Annotated in this window: 9 protein-coding genes; 4 read left to right on the top strand and 5 right to left on the bottom strand. The window is 74.2% G+C overall.

Annotation, left to right across the window (positions count from 1 at the left end):
• From ACZ6RC_RS12125 to ACZ6RC_RS12110, 4 genes are all read right to left on the bottom strand, one after another.
• Entirely contained in the window at positions 1–1,674 is a 1,674-nt protein-coding gene (locus tag ACZ6RC_RS12125; protein ID WP_469581516.1) for a nitroreductase family protein, read from the bottom strand.
• A 38-nt stretch (positions 1,675–1,712) separates the two neighbouring features.
• Complete coding sequence (locus ACZ6RC_RS12120; protein WP_469581512.1) at positions 1,713–3,689, bottom strand: TOMM precursor leader peptide-binding protein; 1,977 nt, start codon at positions 3,687–3,689, stop codon at positions 1,713–1,715.
• On the bottom strand, positions 3,679–5,988 hold the full coding sequence (locus tag ACZ6RC_RS12115) for a TOMM precursor leader peptide-binding protein (RefSeq protein WP_469581509.1): 2,310 nt from the start codon (positions 5,986–5,988) through the stop codon (positions 3,679–3,681). Before ACZ6RC_RS12115 ends, ACZ6RC_RS12120 begins: the two co-directional genes overlap by 11 nt.
• A gap of 197 nt (positions 5,989–6,185) precedes the next feature.
• Positions 6,186–8,222 (bottom strand): AfsR/SARP family transcriptional regulator, encoded by a 2,037-nt coding sequence (locus tag ACZ6RC_RS12110; protein ID WP_469581507.1) that lies wholly within the window; start codon positions 8,220–8,222, stop codon positions 6,186–6,188.
• Between the two features lie 1,455 nt (positions 8,223–9,677).
• On the opposite strand from ACZ6RC_RS12110, the gene ACZ6RC_RS12105 reads away from it, so the two are divergent.
• Positions 9,678–10,907, top strand: a complete 1,230-nt coding sequence (locus ACZ6RC_RS12105; RefSeq protein WP_391134936.1) for a cation:proton antiporter — start codon at positions 9,678–9,680, stop codon at positions 10,905–10,907.
• Positions 10,908–10,941: 34 nt separating this feature from the next.
• Complete coding sequence (locus ACZ6RC_RS12100; protein WP_453611263.1) at positions 10,942–11,991, top strand: PucR family transcriptional regulator; 1,050 nt, start codon at positions 10,942–10,944, stop codon at positions 11,989–11,991.
• Positions 11,992–12,082: 91 nt separating this feature from the next.
• Here ACZ6RC_RS12100 and ACZ6RC_RS12095 read toward each other — a convergent pair whose 3' ends face one another.
• Positions 12,083–13,030 (bottom strand): methionyl-tRNA formyltransferase, encoded by a 948-nt coding sequence (locus ACZ6RC_RS12095; RefSeq protein ID WP_391134930.1) that lies wholly within the window; start codon positions 13,028–13,030, stop codon positions 12,083–12,085.
• A gap of 260 nt (positions 13,031–13,290) precedes the next feature.
• Between ACZ6RC_RS12095 and ACZ6RC_RS12090 the strand changes: the two genes are divergently transcribed.
• The gene (locus ACZ6RC_RS12090) at positions 13,291–14,643 is read left to right on the top strand and encodes a lysine N(6)-hydroxylase/L-ornithine N(5)-oxygenase family protein (protein WP_391134927.1); all 1,353 of its coding nucleotides are present in this window, start codon (positions 13,291–13,293) and stop codon (positions 14,641–14,643) included.
• Positions 14,644–14,843: 200 nt separating this feature from the next.
• The gene (locus ACZ6RC_RS12085) at positions 14,844–15,890 is read left to right on the top strand and encodes an iron-siderophore ABC transporter substrate-binding protein (RefSeq protein WP_391134924.1); all 1,047 of its coding nucleotides are present in this window, start codon (positions 14,844–14,846) and stop codon (positions 15,888–15,890) included.
• The last annotated feature ends 63 nt before the right edge of the window (positions 15,891–15,953 follow it).

Raw genomic sequence — 15,953 nt, 5'->3', positions numbered from 1 at the left:
TCAGGCGATCTCGTGACGGAAGTCGGCGGGCCGGGGACGTTCGTGGCCGAGCGGCATGATCAGCAGCGGGGCCTCCTGGGTGCCCTCTAGGCCCAGCTTCTCGACGAACGCGATGTTGTCGAAGCCCAGGGCCACGCCCGCCCCGAGGGAGAGGGCCGACGCCGCCAGGTAGAAGGTCTGCGCGACGGCGCCGGCCGTGCCGACGGCCAGGCGGTAGCCCCGGTCCCCGACCGCGTCGAGGACGGCCGTCGTCCGCACCGTCGGCACGAGCACGGCGCCCGCCTGCTCCAGGTTGTAGTTGGCGAGGAAGTAGGTGTCCTGCAGGAACGCGCCCTGCGGGCCGGCCTCGACGAGCGCCAGCTCGCCCCGGTCCGGGTCGTACACGTACGCCCCGGGCTCGACCCCGTCCACGTGGTTCACGAAGGCGTACATCCGGACCGGGCGCACCGTGCCGCCGGGGTCCGCGTCCCCGCCCAGCGAGGTCGCGGCGCAGGCCGCGAGGACCGCCGACAGATGCGCGGGGGCGACCGGACGGGCCGCGTCGAACCGCCCGAAACTGCTGCGCCGGTTCCGCAGCACCCGGCGCACCGGCACCTCGGGGAACTCCGGGGCGGGCAGGGGGACGCGCCTGCCGCCGGCGGGCACGGGCCGGGCGGCGGCCGCCGCGAGGGCCCCGGGGGCCGGCCGGTCCCGGGCGCCCTCCACCGTCGCCTCGTGCACGGCCCGTACCGTCGGGAACGCGAGGACGGTCCGGGAGCGCTCCAGGTCCCGGTGGAGCACCGTGGGGTCGGGACCCGCCGGCCGGGGGGACGGCTCCGGCGCGGGCGGCCGGCCGGTGGCGTTCTCCCACCGCAGCGGGACGACGGCGAAGACGGTCTCCTCCTCGCCCGCCGTGCCGAGCAGGCCGTTCAGCCGGGGCTCGTCGAACCACAGCACGGGCGCGACGCGCAGCCCGTGCGCGGCGGCCCAGATCCGCCAGGTCTGGACGAGGGTCCCCAGGTCGGTGCAGACCACGTGGTAGGCGAAGCTGTTGTACTTGAACGCGGTCTGCCAGTACTTCACGCCGAGGATCAGGTACTGGTCGGTCTCCAGCGCCTCGGCGGGCGCGTCCGGACCCAGGGCCTCGCGCACCCGGCCCGACACGTCACCGGTGAGCAGCCGCTGGACGGCGTGCCGTTGGACGTCGTAGTAGTGCACGCCCGGGGTGAGCGGGCCGGACGGGCCCGCCGCCCAGTGAACGGCGACGGGATAGAGGCCGCCGCCGCCCGCGGTGCCCCGGGACCAGTTGGCGTGGGTGTAGAAGGGCAGCCCGGACAGGTCGCTGTTGGCCTGGATGCCCAGCCGGCGGCCGGTCAGCCCGTACGAGTCCTTGAGCATGGCGGACAGCAGGGGAAGCGTGAAGCCGTCCGCCGCGCCCGCCGCGCCGGGTGTGAGCGAGGCGGTCGGCGAGGCCGGCGCGGGGAGACCGGGCGTGAGCGGGCCCGGCGGGAGAAGACCGCGGCCTGCGAGGGCGTCGGCCCGGTCCTCGCCGACCGGCAGGGCGCAGGCCGCCACCCCCGGGTAGAACTTCCCCCGTCGCGGGCCGTCGGGCCAGTCGGGGACGAAGTCGGCGGGTTCCATCGGGATGCGGCCGCGGTGCAGCACCGCGTCGGCGTACTCATGGGCGTACCCCATGGGGTCGACCCCCTTTCGGATGGGCGGACGGGCGGCCGCTAAGGGAACGGATGGGGTGCGGCGTTGAGGCCGGCGGCGCCGAGCACGTCCCGGGTCCGGGGCATGTGGCGGGCGCGCTGCCGGGACCAGCCGAAGTCGATGGGGACGAGCCCGGGCACCAGGACCTTCACCGTGTGCAGGCCGAGGGCCTGCTGTTCGGGCAGGGTCTGGTCCACGACGACCACGTCGAACCCGGCGCCGGTCACCGCGCCGACCGCCCGCAGCAGGTCGTCGCGCAGGTCGGGGGCGGCGGTCGCCCCGTCGGCGTCGGGCCAGGCCAGGTCGGCGACGGCCAGCGGCGGCTCCGGATCGGCCTGCCGCAGCAGGAAGTCGGCGTGCCGACCCATCTCCGGGACGCCGTAGACCAGCGGGTGGTCGTGAAGGGTGGTGAGCAGGTCGAAGTCGGCGGCCATGGCCCGCAGCCGGGCCTCGTCGCGCCGGGTCCGCCCCACGAGGTTGACGGAGTCGGTGGCGATCTCGCAGAGGGCCGAGTCCAGCGCCGACTCGGGGTCGAGCCCGGCACCGGCACCGAAGCACATCCGGCCCGTGCCGCCGTCGAACCGCTCCGCGCACGCGGTGACCACGGGCAGGGGCAGACCCATTCGGGTGTCGAAGAACCGGGCCCGGTAGCCGTACATCGCCAGCCGGTCCACCATGTGCCGGGTGCCCGCCCGCGCACTGGTCGATGGATCGATCTCCCGGAGCGGGACCCGCCCGTACCAGGCGAGCAAAAAGGCGTCCCGCTCGACGACCTCCATCAGCCCGAAGTGGACGGCCTCCTCCGGACTGCCCCCGGACGCACAGCCGTTGGAGCTCTCCTGTACGAACCGGTGCTCCAGACCCGGCGCGTGGTAGTACGCGAGGACCTCGGGCACCGCGCGCGGCACGGAGTCACGCAGCGACCAGCCCCACACCCAGGGGATCTCCCGGTCCGGGGCGAACGGCGTCACGCGCGGGTTCGCGCGGTGGAACTCCTCGGCGTACAGCCCCGTCTCGCGCGGGTCGACGGCGTCGGGGCCGAGGTCGTCGAGACGGGCCATGAGCCGGGTGGACTTGGCCCGCGGGCGCATACCGGCGGCGCGCTCCAGGCCTTCGAGGACCCCGATCCGCTGACTGCGGGCGTACGTGTCGGCGTGCCCGCCCCAGAACGTCTCCCGGAGGTACTCCCCGGACCGCGTCGAGAAGCAGCCGACGGTGGCGGACGTCGTGGTCGAGGCCACGTCGCAGACGATCGACGGTCCGATCGCGCCCCAGTGGGGATTGGCGAAGGCGTCCACCGGCAGCCGGTACGCCTCGATCGGACGCACCCGGAACGCGTCCGGCCGGTACTTCGGCGCCGCCCGCAGGGTGAAGGCGGCCCCCTCCGCGGTGTCCGGGGCGGGCGTGGCGCACGCGGGGCACTCCGGGTCGGGCACCAGCGGATGGCTGCGTACGGTCATCGCGTCCAGGTCGAGCAGATGGACCCGCGGGTACGGACCGTCCTCGGGGCCCGCCGCCGCGAGCCCGGCCACGAGGGCGGCCACGGCGCCGGCCGCGAAGGGGGTGTCGTACGGCCACTCGCCCACGGACCGCGTGCCGGTGCCGTCCCCAGGGCCGGTGGTCGCGGTTACGGGCCCGCTCCCGGCACGGCTGCCGGCGGCCCCGGGGCGGGCGCCGAGTTCGAGGCCCTCGCGCAGGGGCACGGAGCGCACGCCCTGCCAGCGTCGTTCGAGGCAGGTCGCGCACCCCGCCGCACGGCGGGCGTCGGGCCAGGGGCCGACCAGCACATGGCGGCCGTACAGCCGGACGGGAAGCCGTCCGTCCCTCGGGGAGGCCGAGGCGTACGCGTCCCGCACCCCGAGCGGGGCGACCGCCAGGTCCGGGACCGGGACGCCCGCGCCGGCCTCGTCGAGCGCTTGCCGCAGGGCTTCGGCGAACCGGAGGGCGGACCCGGCCCACGCGGTCGGCGCGGGCCCGGCCCCGAGGTCAGCGCGCATCGGCGCCCGCCCGGGTGAGCAGGACGCGCACGGTGTGGATGCCCGCGGTCGGCAGGTCGGCGGCGTGGGTGGGGACGGCGAGGGCGTCCCGGCCGGCGGCGGCGAGGCGTTCGAGGACCCGGGCCCACTCCACGGGCTCCCCGGGCGCGTCCGCCGGCGCGTCCCGGGTGACCGGCACCAGGGCCGGGTCCAGGTCCCGCAGCAGCGGATCGCCGGTGTCGGGACCGCCCGGGGCGGTGTGTTCCGCGGCGGCGGTGTCGGCGGTCGCGGAGGTGTCGGCGGTGAACTGCGCCTCGCCGAGGAGGTCCCGCAGGGCGTCCACCGCCGCGGCGGTGAGGTCCGGGGCGGCGCCCACGGCCCAGCGGCCGGGCCGGCCGCCCGGACCGCCGGCGGTCCGCGCCAGGACGACGGACACGCCGGACCGGGCCCGCTCGCCGAGGTCGAGCAGGTCGACGTCCAGACCGAGGTGGGCGGTCGAACGCAGCAGGAACGTCGTCTCCGGATCCTCGCCGAAGACCCGGGGGTCGATCACGGCCACGTCCCCCGCTCCCGCGACGGCCCGCCGCAGGGCGTCGTGGGCGAGCGCCGACAGCAGCCCCGCGGCAGCCGCCGCGGGCAGGTCGGGGCCCGCGCCCGCCCCGGCCCGGGTGGGTTCAAAGCGGCGGTCGGCGTTGTCCGCCCCGAAGGGACGCACGGCCCCCGAGGGCACCCGTACCGCTTCCTTGGTCACCAGGGAGACGGCGGCCGTCCAGGCGGTGGCCGCGCCGGAGCCGCCCGTGCCGGAGGCGACGGTGAGCGCGTCAGGGTCCACGGCCGGCAGGGCGGTGGCGGACGCGTCGGCGGGGGAGGCGGGGACGACGTGCTCGGCGTAGACCGTGGCGGCCGCGTCGAGCGCCCGCAGCCGCGCGCCCGCCGTGTGGTGGACGTCGAAGGCGGTGACGGTCCGCGCGCCCCGCGCCCCGAGCCCGACGACGACGGAGCCCACCTTCAGCGGGGTCTGCGTCAGCGGTTCGTCGGCGTAGGAGGTGAAGACACCGGCGTGCGGGTGGACCAGCGCCGAGCGGCGTTCGAGTTCGGCCAGCGGACCTTCGGCGGCGTCGTCGTCCGGGGCGGTCGCGACCGTCGGGAGGAACACCGGGCGCGCCGGCGCGGACGTCAGGTCGACCGGTTCGGGGAGCCCGGCGGGCGCGGGGTGGAACGGGCAGCGGGGATGCGGGAGGAGCGGCTCGGAGGCGACGTCGAAGGAGGCCGTGTCCTGCACCAGGATCCGGTCCCGGGTCTCGGCCGGCAGGGCGCCCGTGACCAGCCGGAACACCTCGTAGCCCAGGAGGTTGCCGAGCATGGCGGCGAGCGGACCGGCCGGAGGGGCGGCCGGGGCGCCGGTGCCGAGGGCCAGACCGCTCCACAGCTCGGCGGCCGCCGCGTCGGACGCGCCGCCGGGCGCGCCGAGCCGCAGCGCCGCACAGGACCAGCAGGTCGCCGACCCGGCCGTCATCACCGGACCGACGACGGCCCGGCGGCCGAACGTCCAGGCCGGGAGCAGCGAACGGCCCTCCGGGACACCGCCCTTGAGCAGGGCCAGCACCGCGCCCGGGGCGTCCGGGCCGGCGGCGGCCACGACCACGTCGTACCCGTCGTACGCCGGCCAGCCGCGCGGGGCGGCGGCCGTCCCCGGGGAGTCCGGGAGCAGGGACAGCTCCACCGGGCAGCCCTCCTCGGGGAGTTCGGCGGCCTCCCGGCGCACGACGGCGAACTCCTCCGCGGTGACGCCGCCCGCACCGGAGCCGTCCGCCAGGGCGGCTTCGACGCCGACCCCCGCGCAGCCGTTCCGTATGAGGGACAGCGCGCACCAGCGGGCCACCGGGCCGTCGCCGAGGACGGCCACCCGGGTGGCGCGGAAACGGGCGAAGCGGGAGTCGGCGTCGTCGACGTAGTGGTCGATGTAGGCGATCTGCCGCGCGAAGCGGGCGGCCGCGGCCGGATCCGTGGCGGGGGAGCCCGCCGGCTCCGCGGGCGCCGGAACGGGACGGGCGAAGCCGCGCGCGTAGAGCGCCTTCACGAGATCGGCCACCATGGTCTTCTGACGGTCCCCGAACCCCTGGCAGATCTCCTCGACCGATCTGCTGCCGTCGAGGTGGGGCACGAGGAGCGAGGCGAAGCGGTAGCCGGACGCGGAGGTCAGCTGGAATCCGCCCTCGGCGTTGTGGAAGATCACGCCGTGGGGCGTCCGGGTGAACAGGACGTCGCGACGGACGCGCGGCCGGGTTCCGGCCAACTCCTCGTACGAGCTTGTCGTCATGCGTGCGTCACACCTCTCGTTGAGGGGGCGAGATGGGCGGCCCGGGGGTGTCGGACCGTCGGGGTGGAGCGGGTGCGGTGCGGGGAAGGTCGCTCAGGACGCGGGCGGGGTCCTGCCGGTGCGGCGCCCCGGTGGCCGACCGGTGGGCCGTGAGCCGTCGCCGACCGGTCGGATGTGCGGGCTGGGGGTGCGTCCCGTCAGCGCAGGGCGGCGGGCCTGGGGCCGCCCGGGCGGGGGAGCTCCTCGTGCCGGGGCGGGCGTGGCGGCGGGGCGTGCCCGGTCGGAGGGGCGGCCGCGCGGGCGGCGTGCGCCCGCAGCAGGGCGTGCATCCGGAAGGAGCCGGACCGCCCCTCCTCCAGGAAGCCGGCGTCGAGGAGCAGTTCCATGACCTGCTCCGCCGTCTCCTCCGGTACGCCGAGGACGGCCGCGGCCCGTACGCCGGTGAGCGGGGCGTGGCCCGCCGCGCCGAGCCGCAGGTGCGCCTCGGCGAGGGCCGGCGGGAGCCGCCGCAACGCCTCCTCCAGCGTCAGGGGTACGGACATCCGGGGATCGTCGGCCAGGCTGAGCCGGGTCGGCGGGTCCCGGCGGAGCCAGCCGGCGTAGTCGGCCAGGGGCAGCCGGGGCCGGGTCAGCAGCCGCGCGGTGGCGATCCGCAGCGCGAGCGGATGGTGGCCGCAGACATCGGCGAGGAGCCGGGCGGCCGCCGGTTCGGCACCCACCCGCTCGCCGCCGAGGACGGCGGTGAGCAGGGCGTGCGACTCCTCCGGTTCGAGGGCGCCCAGCCGGTGCACGGTGCCGCCGTGGGTGGCGACCAGCGCGGCCAGCCCCATCCGGCTGGTGACGATCGCGGCGCCGGTCGTGTGGGCGGTCAGCAGGGGGCGTACCTGATCGGGGTGGACGACGTCGTCCAGGACGAGCAGGACACGGCCGGCGCCGGTGGCCGGCCCGGCCGGAAGGGCGCGGCGCAGCTCGCCGGCGGCCTCGGCCGGGGGGCGCGGCGAGCCGTCGTCCCGGGTCAGGGGCAGCAGCAGGCAGCCTCCGCCGTAGTGGGCGCCGACGAGATGGGCGACATGCAGGGCGAGGGCGGTCTTCCCGATGCCGGGAGCCCCCGAGAGCACCGCCACCGGAGCCCGTCCGACGGCCCCGCCTTCCGGCTCCCCGGCTGTCCCGTCGCCCGTCAACTGCCGTACCAGAGAATCCACTTCGTGTGTGCGGCCGGTGAACGACGGCACGGAGGGGAGCGGTGCGGCGAAGGCGGCGGGGGCCGGGCCCGGGGCGGCGGTGACGGCCTCGTGGACGCGGGCCGCCGCCGTACGGCCGTCCGGTCCACCGGTCTCCGACCGGCTGTGGTCGGGCGGCGCCTCGCCCGTCGGGGCGCCGGCCGGTCCGTCGGCGGCCGGCGCTCCGGCGGCCGGTGCTCCGGCGGAGGCGGACGCGGGGGCCGGGAGGGCGCCGGGTCGGAGGGGCGAGGCGGGGGCGCGGCCCACGTCCAGGGGCCCGAGGTCGTCGCCGCGCAGGATCGCCAGCTCCAGACGCTGGAGCGCGGCCCGGGGGTCGACGCCGAGTCCCTCCCGCAGGTACCGCTTGATCCGGCGGTACTCCGCAAGGGCCTCGGTCTGACGGCCCGTCCGGTACAGAGCCGTCATCAGCTGTTCGGCGAACCGCTCGTGCGCGGGGTATACGCGCGTAACCTCCCATAGATCGACCAGGATGTCGCGACATCGCCCGTGCTCCAGCTCGATGTCGCAGACCCGCTCCAGGGCGCGCAGCCGTTCCTCGGCGAGCCTCGGCACCTCGTCGCGGTGCAGCAGGTCGGAGGGGACGTTGGTGAGCAGCGGTCCCCGCCAGAGGGAGAGGGCGGCCCGCAGGGTGTACAGCTCGGACTCGGTGTCGGAGGCGCCGGCCCGGTCGACGAGCCGGCGGAAGTGGAGCAGGTCCAGGGTCTCGGCGTCGGCGTCGATGCGGTAGCCGCCGGCGACCGCCACCACCGGCCGGTCGCCGATCCCGTACTTGGCGAACAGCCGGCGCAGGCGCAGCACACAGCTCTGCAGCGCGGCCTTGGCCGTCGTCGGCTGCTCCTCGCCCCAGACGACCTCGCGCAGATGGTCGGTGGAGACGACGGATCCCGGGCGGATGAGCAGCGCGGCCAGCAGGGCGGTCGGTTTGGAGGAGGGGAGCACCACGACCTCCCGCCCGTCGGTGACGCTCAAGGGTCCCAGCAGTTGGAATCGCACGGTCAGTCGCCTTCCCCTGGTGGCGGTCGCGGCCCGGACCGGGCCGCCGACGGGTGGTCGTCCCGTCCTGGTGCCTGCGGACCTTGCGTGCGGCGCGTCGGCGCCTGTGGTCCTGGTGCCTACGGTCGGCCGTGGTCGTGCGGCCGGGGGCTGGGTGTCGGGGGCCGGGCGCGGAGAGTGGGCATGGCGAAACCACCGGGGAGGACAGAGGGGGAGGGGTGACGCGCTGGGCGAGCGAGGCCGGAAGGCGGCCTGGGCGGTCGAGAGGGGAGGTGTGGTGGAGGTGACCTGATGCGGCTCGTGGTCAGGAGGAAGGTACAGCGGGTGTGACGCACACCGCTTCGAGGGTGGGTCCTTCCGGCCACTTATGTGCGGAGCGGTCGGTTCCTCACGGGGTTTCACGGAGGGCGGGGGAGACGGCGAAGGCCAGAGGCGTGGCCGGATCCGACCGGCGAGGTCACGGCATCTCCTGTTCGGGTTCCGGACGCCTGTCGGTACCTGGGACCTTCCTCCCGAGAGGTCGCTTACCCGGCGTATCGCCATGGCCACGATGTCCATATTCCGACCACCGGACGGCCCTCAGCGGTGCGCGGGGCGCGGCGCGGGGGGTGCCGGGCGGGAACGCGGGTGACCGAAAGCGGCCACCGGAGCCGCGCGGGAGCGGCATCGAAGACGCGTGAACGTTGCCGAACTCCGGCAGTGAACGCCCGTGCGGTCCGATGGCACGATCCGGGGGACGGCGCGACCGCACCCCGGGGGCGCGTCCCGCGCCCGGGCCTCGCCGACCACGCGGCACGCCTTTGCTCCGTCGAACCACCGCCCCGACGCCGCCCGTTGGTCCGCATCCTTGACGGTACGAAAGGTGTGGGATGTTGGTCGTACGGTAGACTTCTTTACCAAGCCCTTACGCTCCAATGAGCGGAGTGGCGCTCATTTTTGCAGGGTCAGTGGGTCGTCCTTTCCGGACGGCCGGGGACAGGGGGGACATGACATGGGCCGAGACGTCCGCGCCCTGAGTCTGCCCGTCGCCTCACCGATCCGGCCCCCCGTCCGGGCGGCCCGCATCGACAACACCGCGCGCGACGGCGTGCCCGATACCGGCCGCGCCGCGCACCGCGTCTGACGACGCCGGGCCACGCACCGCGTGGGTGGCCCTCCTTACCCCCGGCTTCCGCCGCCCTTCCCGCCGAGGCGGGCACCGAACAGCGCGCACGGACCGCCCTCGCACGCACCGCCCTCGCACGCACCGCCCTCGCTCAGGGGCGGCCCACCCGCGCGCGCCCCCGCCCGACCCCGTCTCGCCCCGGCCGGGCCCGTACGTACGCCCGGCCCCCGCCGCACCGCCGGGCCCGCACGCCCGACCGCACCGCCGACCGCGCCGGGCGCCCGCCCCTGGCTGCCCGTATCCGAGAAGGCACTGACGCCGTCACCGAACCGACCGGAGGACCGACGCCCGTGCATCACACGACCGCCCTGCTCATCGAACTCGGAGCCATCATCCTCGCCTTGGGGCTGCTCGGCCGCCTCGCCGGGCGCGTGGGCTTCTCCCCCATACCCCTCTACCTCCTCGCCGGACTCGCCTTCGGCCACGGCGGCATCCTCCCGCTCCGCGCGAGCGAGGAGTTCGTCGCGACCGGTGCCGAGATCGGCGTCATCCTGCTGCTGCTCCTGCTCGGCCTGGAGTACAGCGCCTCCGAACTCGTCACCAACCTCAGGACCCAGTACCCCTCCGGGGCCGTCGACTTCGTCCTCAACGCCGCCCCCGGCGCCGCCGCCGCGCTGCTGCTGGGCTGGGGCCCCGTCGCCGCGGTCGCCCTCGCCGGCGTCACCTGGATCTCCTCCTCCGGGGTCATCGCCAAGGTCCTCGGCGATCTCGGACGCCTCGGCAACCGCGAGACCCCCGTCGTCCTCGGCGTCCTGGTCATCGAGGACCTCGCCATGGCCCTCTACCTGCCCATCCTCACCGCCCTGCTGGCCGGTGTGAGCCTGGCCGGCGGCGCGGTCACCCTGCTGATCTCCCTGGGCACCGTGGGGGCCGTCCTCTACGTGGCGCTGCGCCACGGCCGGCTGATCAGCCGCGCCGTCTCCTCCGACAACGCCGAGATGCTGCTGCTCGTCGTCCTCGGCCTCACCCTGCTCGTCGCCGGGATCGCCCAGGGGCTCCAGGTCTCCGCCGCGGTGGGCGCGTTCCTCGTCGGCATCGCCCTGTCCGGAGAGGTCGCGGAGGGCGCCGCCGGCCTGCTCACCCCGCTGCGCGACCTGTTCGCCGCCGTCTTCTTCGTCTTCTTCGGCCTGTCCACCGACCCCGCCGACATCCCGCCGGTCCTGCTCCCCGCCCTCGCGCTCGCCGTCGTCACCGCGCTCACCAAGATCGCCACCGGCTGGTACGCCGCCCGCCGGGCCGGCATCCACGGCCGGGGCCGCTGGCGGGCCGGCGGCACCCTCGTCGCCCGCGGCGAGTTCTCCATCGTCATCGCCGGCCTCGCCGTCGGCGTGGAGCCGCGGATCGGGCCGCTGGCCACCGCCTACGTCCTGCTCCTGGTCGTCATCGGCCCGCTCGCCGCCCGCTACACCGAGCCGCTGGCCGCCCTGCTCACCCGCCGCCCGCGACCCCCCGCCGCGTCCGCCGTTCCGCGCAGCGCTCGCGCCGAAGAGCCCGCCCGGACCGTCACCGCCGACGTCTGACCGTCGAACGCCGCCCACCAGGAGGGTACGTACCGTGCACGACACGCCCGCCGAGTTCCTCGACGGCTATCCGGAGATCCTGGCCGACGCATCCGCCACCGGCCGCCGCCTCACCCGCGACGAACTCGCCTCCCGCCGCACGCTCGGGGCCCGCGCCGCCGAACGGGGAATCGCCTGGCGGGTCCTGGTCCGCGAGCACCTCGCCGCCGGCCGCGCCTGCTGGCCGGCGGCGGCCGCGCCCGACGACGTCCTGACCGTGATCGAGCAGGCCGTCGACGCCTTCGCCGACGGGTACGACCACGCCCAGCGGCGCGTCATCCGTCAGGAGGAGGCGGCCCGGCGCGAGTTCATCGACGACCTGCTCCACGGGCGCGGCGATCCGGGGCATCTCGCGGCGCGCGCCGAACGGTTCGGGCTGCGCCTGTCCCGCGCCCACGCGGTCGCCGTCGCCGGGGGCCCCGCCGCGTACGACGAGACGGACCCCGTTCCCCGCCGGGTGGAGAGCGCGCTGTTCGCCCGCTTCGAGAACCGCCGCATCCTGTTCACCACCAAGGACGGACGGATGGTCTGCATCGCCCCCGGCGACCACGACGGAGTCCTCACGCACTTCGCCAAGCACGCCCACGCGGCCACCGACGGCGGGCAGGTCGCGATCGGCAGGCCGCGGCCGGGCGCCGTCGGCATCGGCCACAGCTACGAGGAGGCCCTCAACGCCCTCGACGTGGCCCAGCGGATGGGCTACGACCAGCCGGTTCTGCGCGCCGCGGACCTGCTGGTCTTCCCCGTCCTGGCGCGCGACCGGCAGGCCCTCGTCGACCTCGTGCGCAGCACCCTCAGCCCCCTGCAGCAGGCGCGCGGCGGGGCCGGGCCGCTGCTCGACACCCTCACCGTGTACTTCGCCACCGGCTGTGTGGCCGCGGAGGCGGCCCGCCGGCTCTCGTTGAGCGTGCGGGCGGTGACGTACCGGCTGGAACGCGTCCACACCCTCACCGGCACCGACCCCGTCGACCCCATGCACCGCTACACCCTGCAGACGGCGGTCATCGGCGCCCGCTTGCTCGACTGGCCCGACCGCCCCCTGTGACAGGGGCCGGTCGGGCCAGTCGGCCGTCCGGCGAAAGGGTGCCGGCCCGCCCGGGACCGTCCGGGCGGGCCGGTGTCTCCGGGGCCGCGCGTCAGGGGCGGCTGGTGAGGTAGCCGCCCATCGAGGTGAAGTACTCGGTCGCGGGCAGCTCCCGGCCGTCCTCGGTGCGCACCCGCGTGACGGCCAGGCCGTGGTTGCGGCCCGTGCGCGCGTCGGCGCCGGCGACGATCACGACGCCCTCGCCCTCGCGGTAGAAGATCCGGCCGGGCGTGCCGCCGTAGCGCCCCTCGGAGACGACGGCGGAGACGATCTCCAGCCGCTTGCCCTTGTGGAAGGCGAATGCGCTCGGGTACGGGGCGGACTGGGCGCGGACCAGGCGCTCCAGGACCTCGGCGGGCCACTCCCAGTTGATCCGGATGTCCTCTTCGGCGCGCTTGTGGAAGAAGCTGGCCTGGGAGCGGTCCTGCTTGGTGAACTCGGTCTTCCCGGAGGCGATCAGGTCCAGGGCGCCGACCGTCACCGGGGCGATGAGGTCGACCGTCTTGTGGAAGAGGTCGGTGGCGGTGTCGGTGGGACCCACCGCGACGGAGCGCTGGTCGACGATGTCGCCCGCGTCGAGCACCTCGTCCATCATGTGCGCCGTGACGCCGACTTCCTTCTCGCCGTTGATCATCGCCCAGATGATGGGGGAGAAGCCGGCGTACTTCGGCAGCAGCGAGTCGTGGATGTTCAGCGTGCCGTGCTTCGGCAGGGTGTAGATGCGCGGCGGGATCCACGTGCGCCAGTTGTTGGCGACGATGATGTCCGCGTCGACCTCCTTGAGCTGCTGGAACAGCTCCTCGTCGTCCGGCCGGTTGCGGATGATCACGGGGACGCCGTGCTCCTCGGCGAGATCTGCGACCGAGTCGCTCCAGATCTTCTCGTAGGCGTGCTCGCTCTTCGGGTGGGTCACGACCGTCACCACGTCGTGCTCGGAGTCCAGGAGCGCCTGCAGGGTGCGGTGGCCCCAGGTCTGATAACCGAACATGACGACCCGCATGGAGTTCCTCCTCAGAGAGCGAATGACCGCGACAAGTAAAGCAAGGCTTACCTAATGGTGCAACGCGTCCCGATTTATGGCCCAGTTGGCACGGGTGGTGCGCCTGTTGTCCGTTTTGCCCCGTCGACAGCGTGGCCAGATCAGGTTAGCTTTACCTAAGTTCCGCTCGGCAGCGCCCTCACCGGTGTGCCCGGGCTCCGCCGTTCCCCACGCCTGACAGCCACGCCTGGCAGGCGGCTGTCCCGCACGATGGGAGTGACATGTCTCAGGCTCTTCCTGACGACGCACCACTGATCCACGACCTCATAGGCATCGGCTTCGGGCCGTCCAACGTGGCCATGGCGATCGCGCTCAGTGAGCACAACGCACGCGTCGGAAGGCAAGAGGCGGTCACCGCTCACTTCTTCGAGCGGCAGCCCCGCTTCGGGTGGCACCGCGGCATGCTCATCGACGACGCCACCATGCAGGTCTCCTTCCTCAAGGACCTCGTGACGCTGCGGAACCCCACCAGCGAGTACAGCTTCCTCTGCTACCTGCAGAGCAAGGGCCGGCTCATCGACTTCGTCAACCACAAGAACCTCTTCCCGCTGCGCGTGGAGTTCCACGACTACTTCGAGTGGGCGGCGGCCAAGGTCGACGACATGGTCTCCTACGGCCACGAGGTCCTCTCGGTCGAGCCCGTCGTCCGTGACGGCGTGATCGAGTACCTCGACGTCACCGCCCGCTCCGGCTCCGAGACCGTGGTCCACCGGGCCCGCAACCTCGTCATCGGCACCGGCCTGCGGCCGCTGCTGCCGGAGGGCGTCGAGCGCGGCGACCGCGTCTGGCACAACTCCGAACTCCTCGCCAAGGTCGAGGGCCTGGAGGGCACCGACCCCTCCCGCTTCGTCGTCGTCGGCGCCGGTCAGAGCGCCGCCGAGAACGTCGCCTACCTGCACCGCCGCTTCCCCGAGGCGGAGGTCTGCGCCGTCTTCTCGCGCTACGGCTACAGCCCCGCCGACGACAGCGCCTTCGCCAACCGCATCTTCGACCCCGCCGCGGTCGACGAGTACTACGCCGCCCCGGACGCCATCAAGCGCAAGCTGATGGACTACCACGGCAACACCAACTACTCCGTGGTCGACATCGACCTCATCGACGACCTGTACCGCCAGGCGTACCAGGAGAAGGTCCTCGGCACCGAGCGGCTGCGCTTCATCAACGTCTCCCGCCTCACCGGTGTCGAGGAGTCCCCGGACAGCGTCCGCGCCACCGTCAAGTCCCTGGTGAGCGGCGAGGACAGCACGATCGACGCCGACATCGTGGTCTTCGCCACCGGCTACCAGCAGGCCGACGGCCTCGGCCTCCTCGGCGACGTCGCCGGCCGCTGCCACCGCGACGAGCAGGGCCGCGTCCGCGTCGAGCGCGACTACCGCATCTCGACCGACGCCGAACTGCGCTGCGGCATCTACCTCCAGGGCGGCACGGAGCACACCCACGGCATCACGTCGTCGCTGCTCTCCAACACCGCCATCAGGGTCGGCGAGATCCTGGACTCCATCCTCGACCGGGGTCTGACCGACTCCACCGAGGACGTCCGCCCGGTCGCCGACGGCATCGGCACCAGCCGCTAGAGGGTCTCCGGAGCGCCTCGCCCCCCGCGCGCGCTCTCCCGGCCCGCCGTCACCGCGGCACCCCGCGCGTGACGCCCGCCGCACAAGCCCCCCGTCCCCCCGTCCCCCCCCCCACACGCACACTGCCGCGCCCCACCGGGTGGCGCCGTCGCACCCGGCAGGCGCGGCCGCACAGTGAAACCCCCGTGAAAGGAACATCCGTGTCCACTGGTACACGCCCCGCGCTGACGCGGTTCGTCAGAAACGTCCCCCGCGTGGCCATCGCCGCCGTCGCCGCGCTCGCCCTGTCCGCCTGTGGGGGCGGTACGGAGAAGACCGAGTCGAAGCCGTCCGCCGACGCCGGCGCGAGCAAGTCGAGCGCCTTCCCGGTCACCGTCGACCACAAGTACGGCAGCACGACCATCGAGGCCGAGCCCAAGAAGGTCGTCACCCTCGGACTGTCCGACCAGGACGCCGTCCTCGCCCTCGGCATCAAGCCGGTCGGCTCCGTGGACTGGTTCAAGGAGAAGCCGTACGGCAACTGGCCGTGGGCGAAGGACAAGTGGGGCTCGACGCCGCCGCAGGTCGTCGGCGAGCGCGACGAGTACAACATCGAGAAGATCGCGGCCCTCAAGCCCGACCTGATCGTGGCCCAGTACTCGGGCATGAAGAAGGAGCAGTACGACACCCTGTCGAAGATCGCCAAGGTCGTCGCCCAGCCCAAGGAGCACCCGGACTACGCCGCCCCCTGGCAGGTCATGACCCGCCAGATCGGCAAGTCGCTCGGCAAGGCCGACGAGACCGAGAAGCTGATCGCCGGCGTCGACGCCCGCTTCAAGGCCGTGCGCGACAAGCACCCCGAGTGGGCGCAGAAGACCCTGGCCGTCGCCGACAGCTTCGAGGCCGGAAAGTACTCGGCCTTCACCAAGACCGACCCCAAGGCGATCTTCTTCAACGAGCTCGGCTTCAAGCTGAAGCCCGAGATCGACACCATGGCCAAGCCCGGCTGGAACGTCGCCGAGCTGAGCGCCGAGAAGCTCAATGTCCTCGACGTGGACCGTCTCGTCTGGGTCACCTCCAGCACGGAGGCCAACGAGCGCATCAAGGCCGAGCCGCTCTACAAGAAGCTGAAGGTCAACCAGGAGAAGCGCGACCTGTTCGTGCCCTACCAGAACCCGGACATCGGCGCCGCGTTCTCCTTCAACACGGTCCTCTCGATCCCCTACGCGATCGACGAGATCGAGCCGCTGCTGACGGCCGTCAAGTAACCGTCCGCACCCCGATCACGCGTCCCGCCCGCCCGCCGCAGCTCGGCCCCGCGGGCGGGCGGG

It is taken from the genome of Streptomyces sp. NPDC048353, assembly GCF_055587165.1.
The sequence above is the reverse complement of the archived record's forward strand: the minus strand, read 5'-3'. Positions and strand labels throughout refer to the sequence as shown.

Coding starts and splice junctions, on each gene's coding strand:
- ACZ6RC_RS12125 (WP_469581516.1), bottom strand. CDS start 1,674: ATGGGGTACGCCCATGAGTACGCCGACGCGGTGCTGCACCGCGGCCGC.
- ACZ6RC_RS12120 (WP_469581512.1), bottom strand. CDS start 3,689: ATGCGCGCTGACCTCGGGGCCGGGCCCGCGCCGACCGCGTGGGCCGGG.
- ACZ6RC_RS12115 (WP_469581509.1), bottom strand. CDS start 5,988: ATGACGACAAGCTCGTACGAGGAGTTGGCCGGAACCCGGCCGCGCGTC.
- ACZ6RC_RS12095 (WP_391134930.1), bottom strand. CDS start 13,030: ATGCGGGTCGTCATGTTCGGTTATCAGACCTGGGGCCACCGCACCCTG.
- ACZ6RC_RS12090 (WP_391134927.1), top strand. CDS start 13,291: ATGTCTCAGGCTCTTCCTGACGACGCACCACTGATCCACGACCTCATA.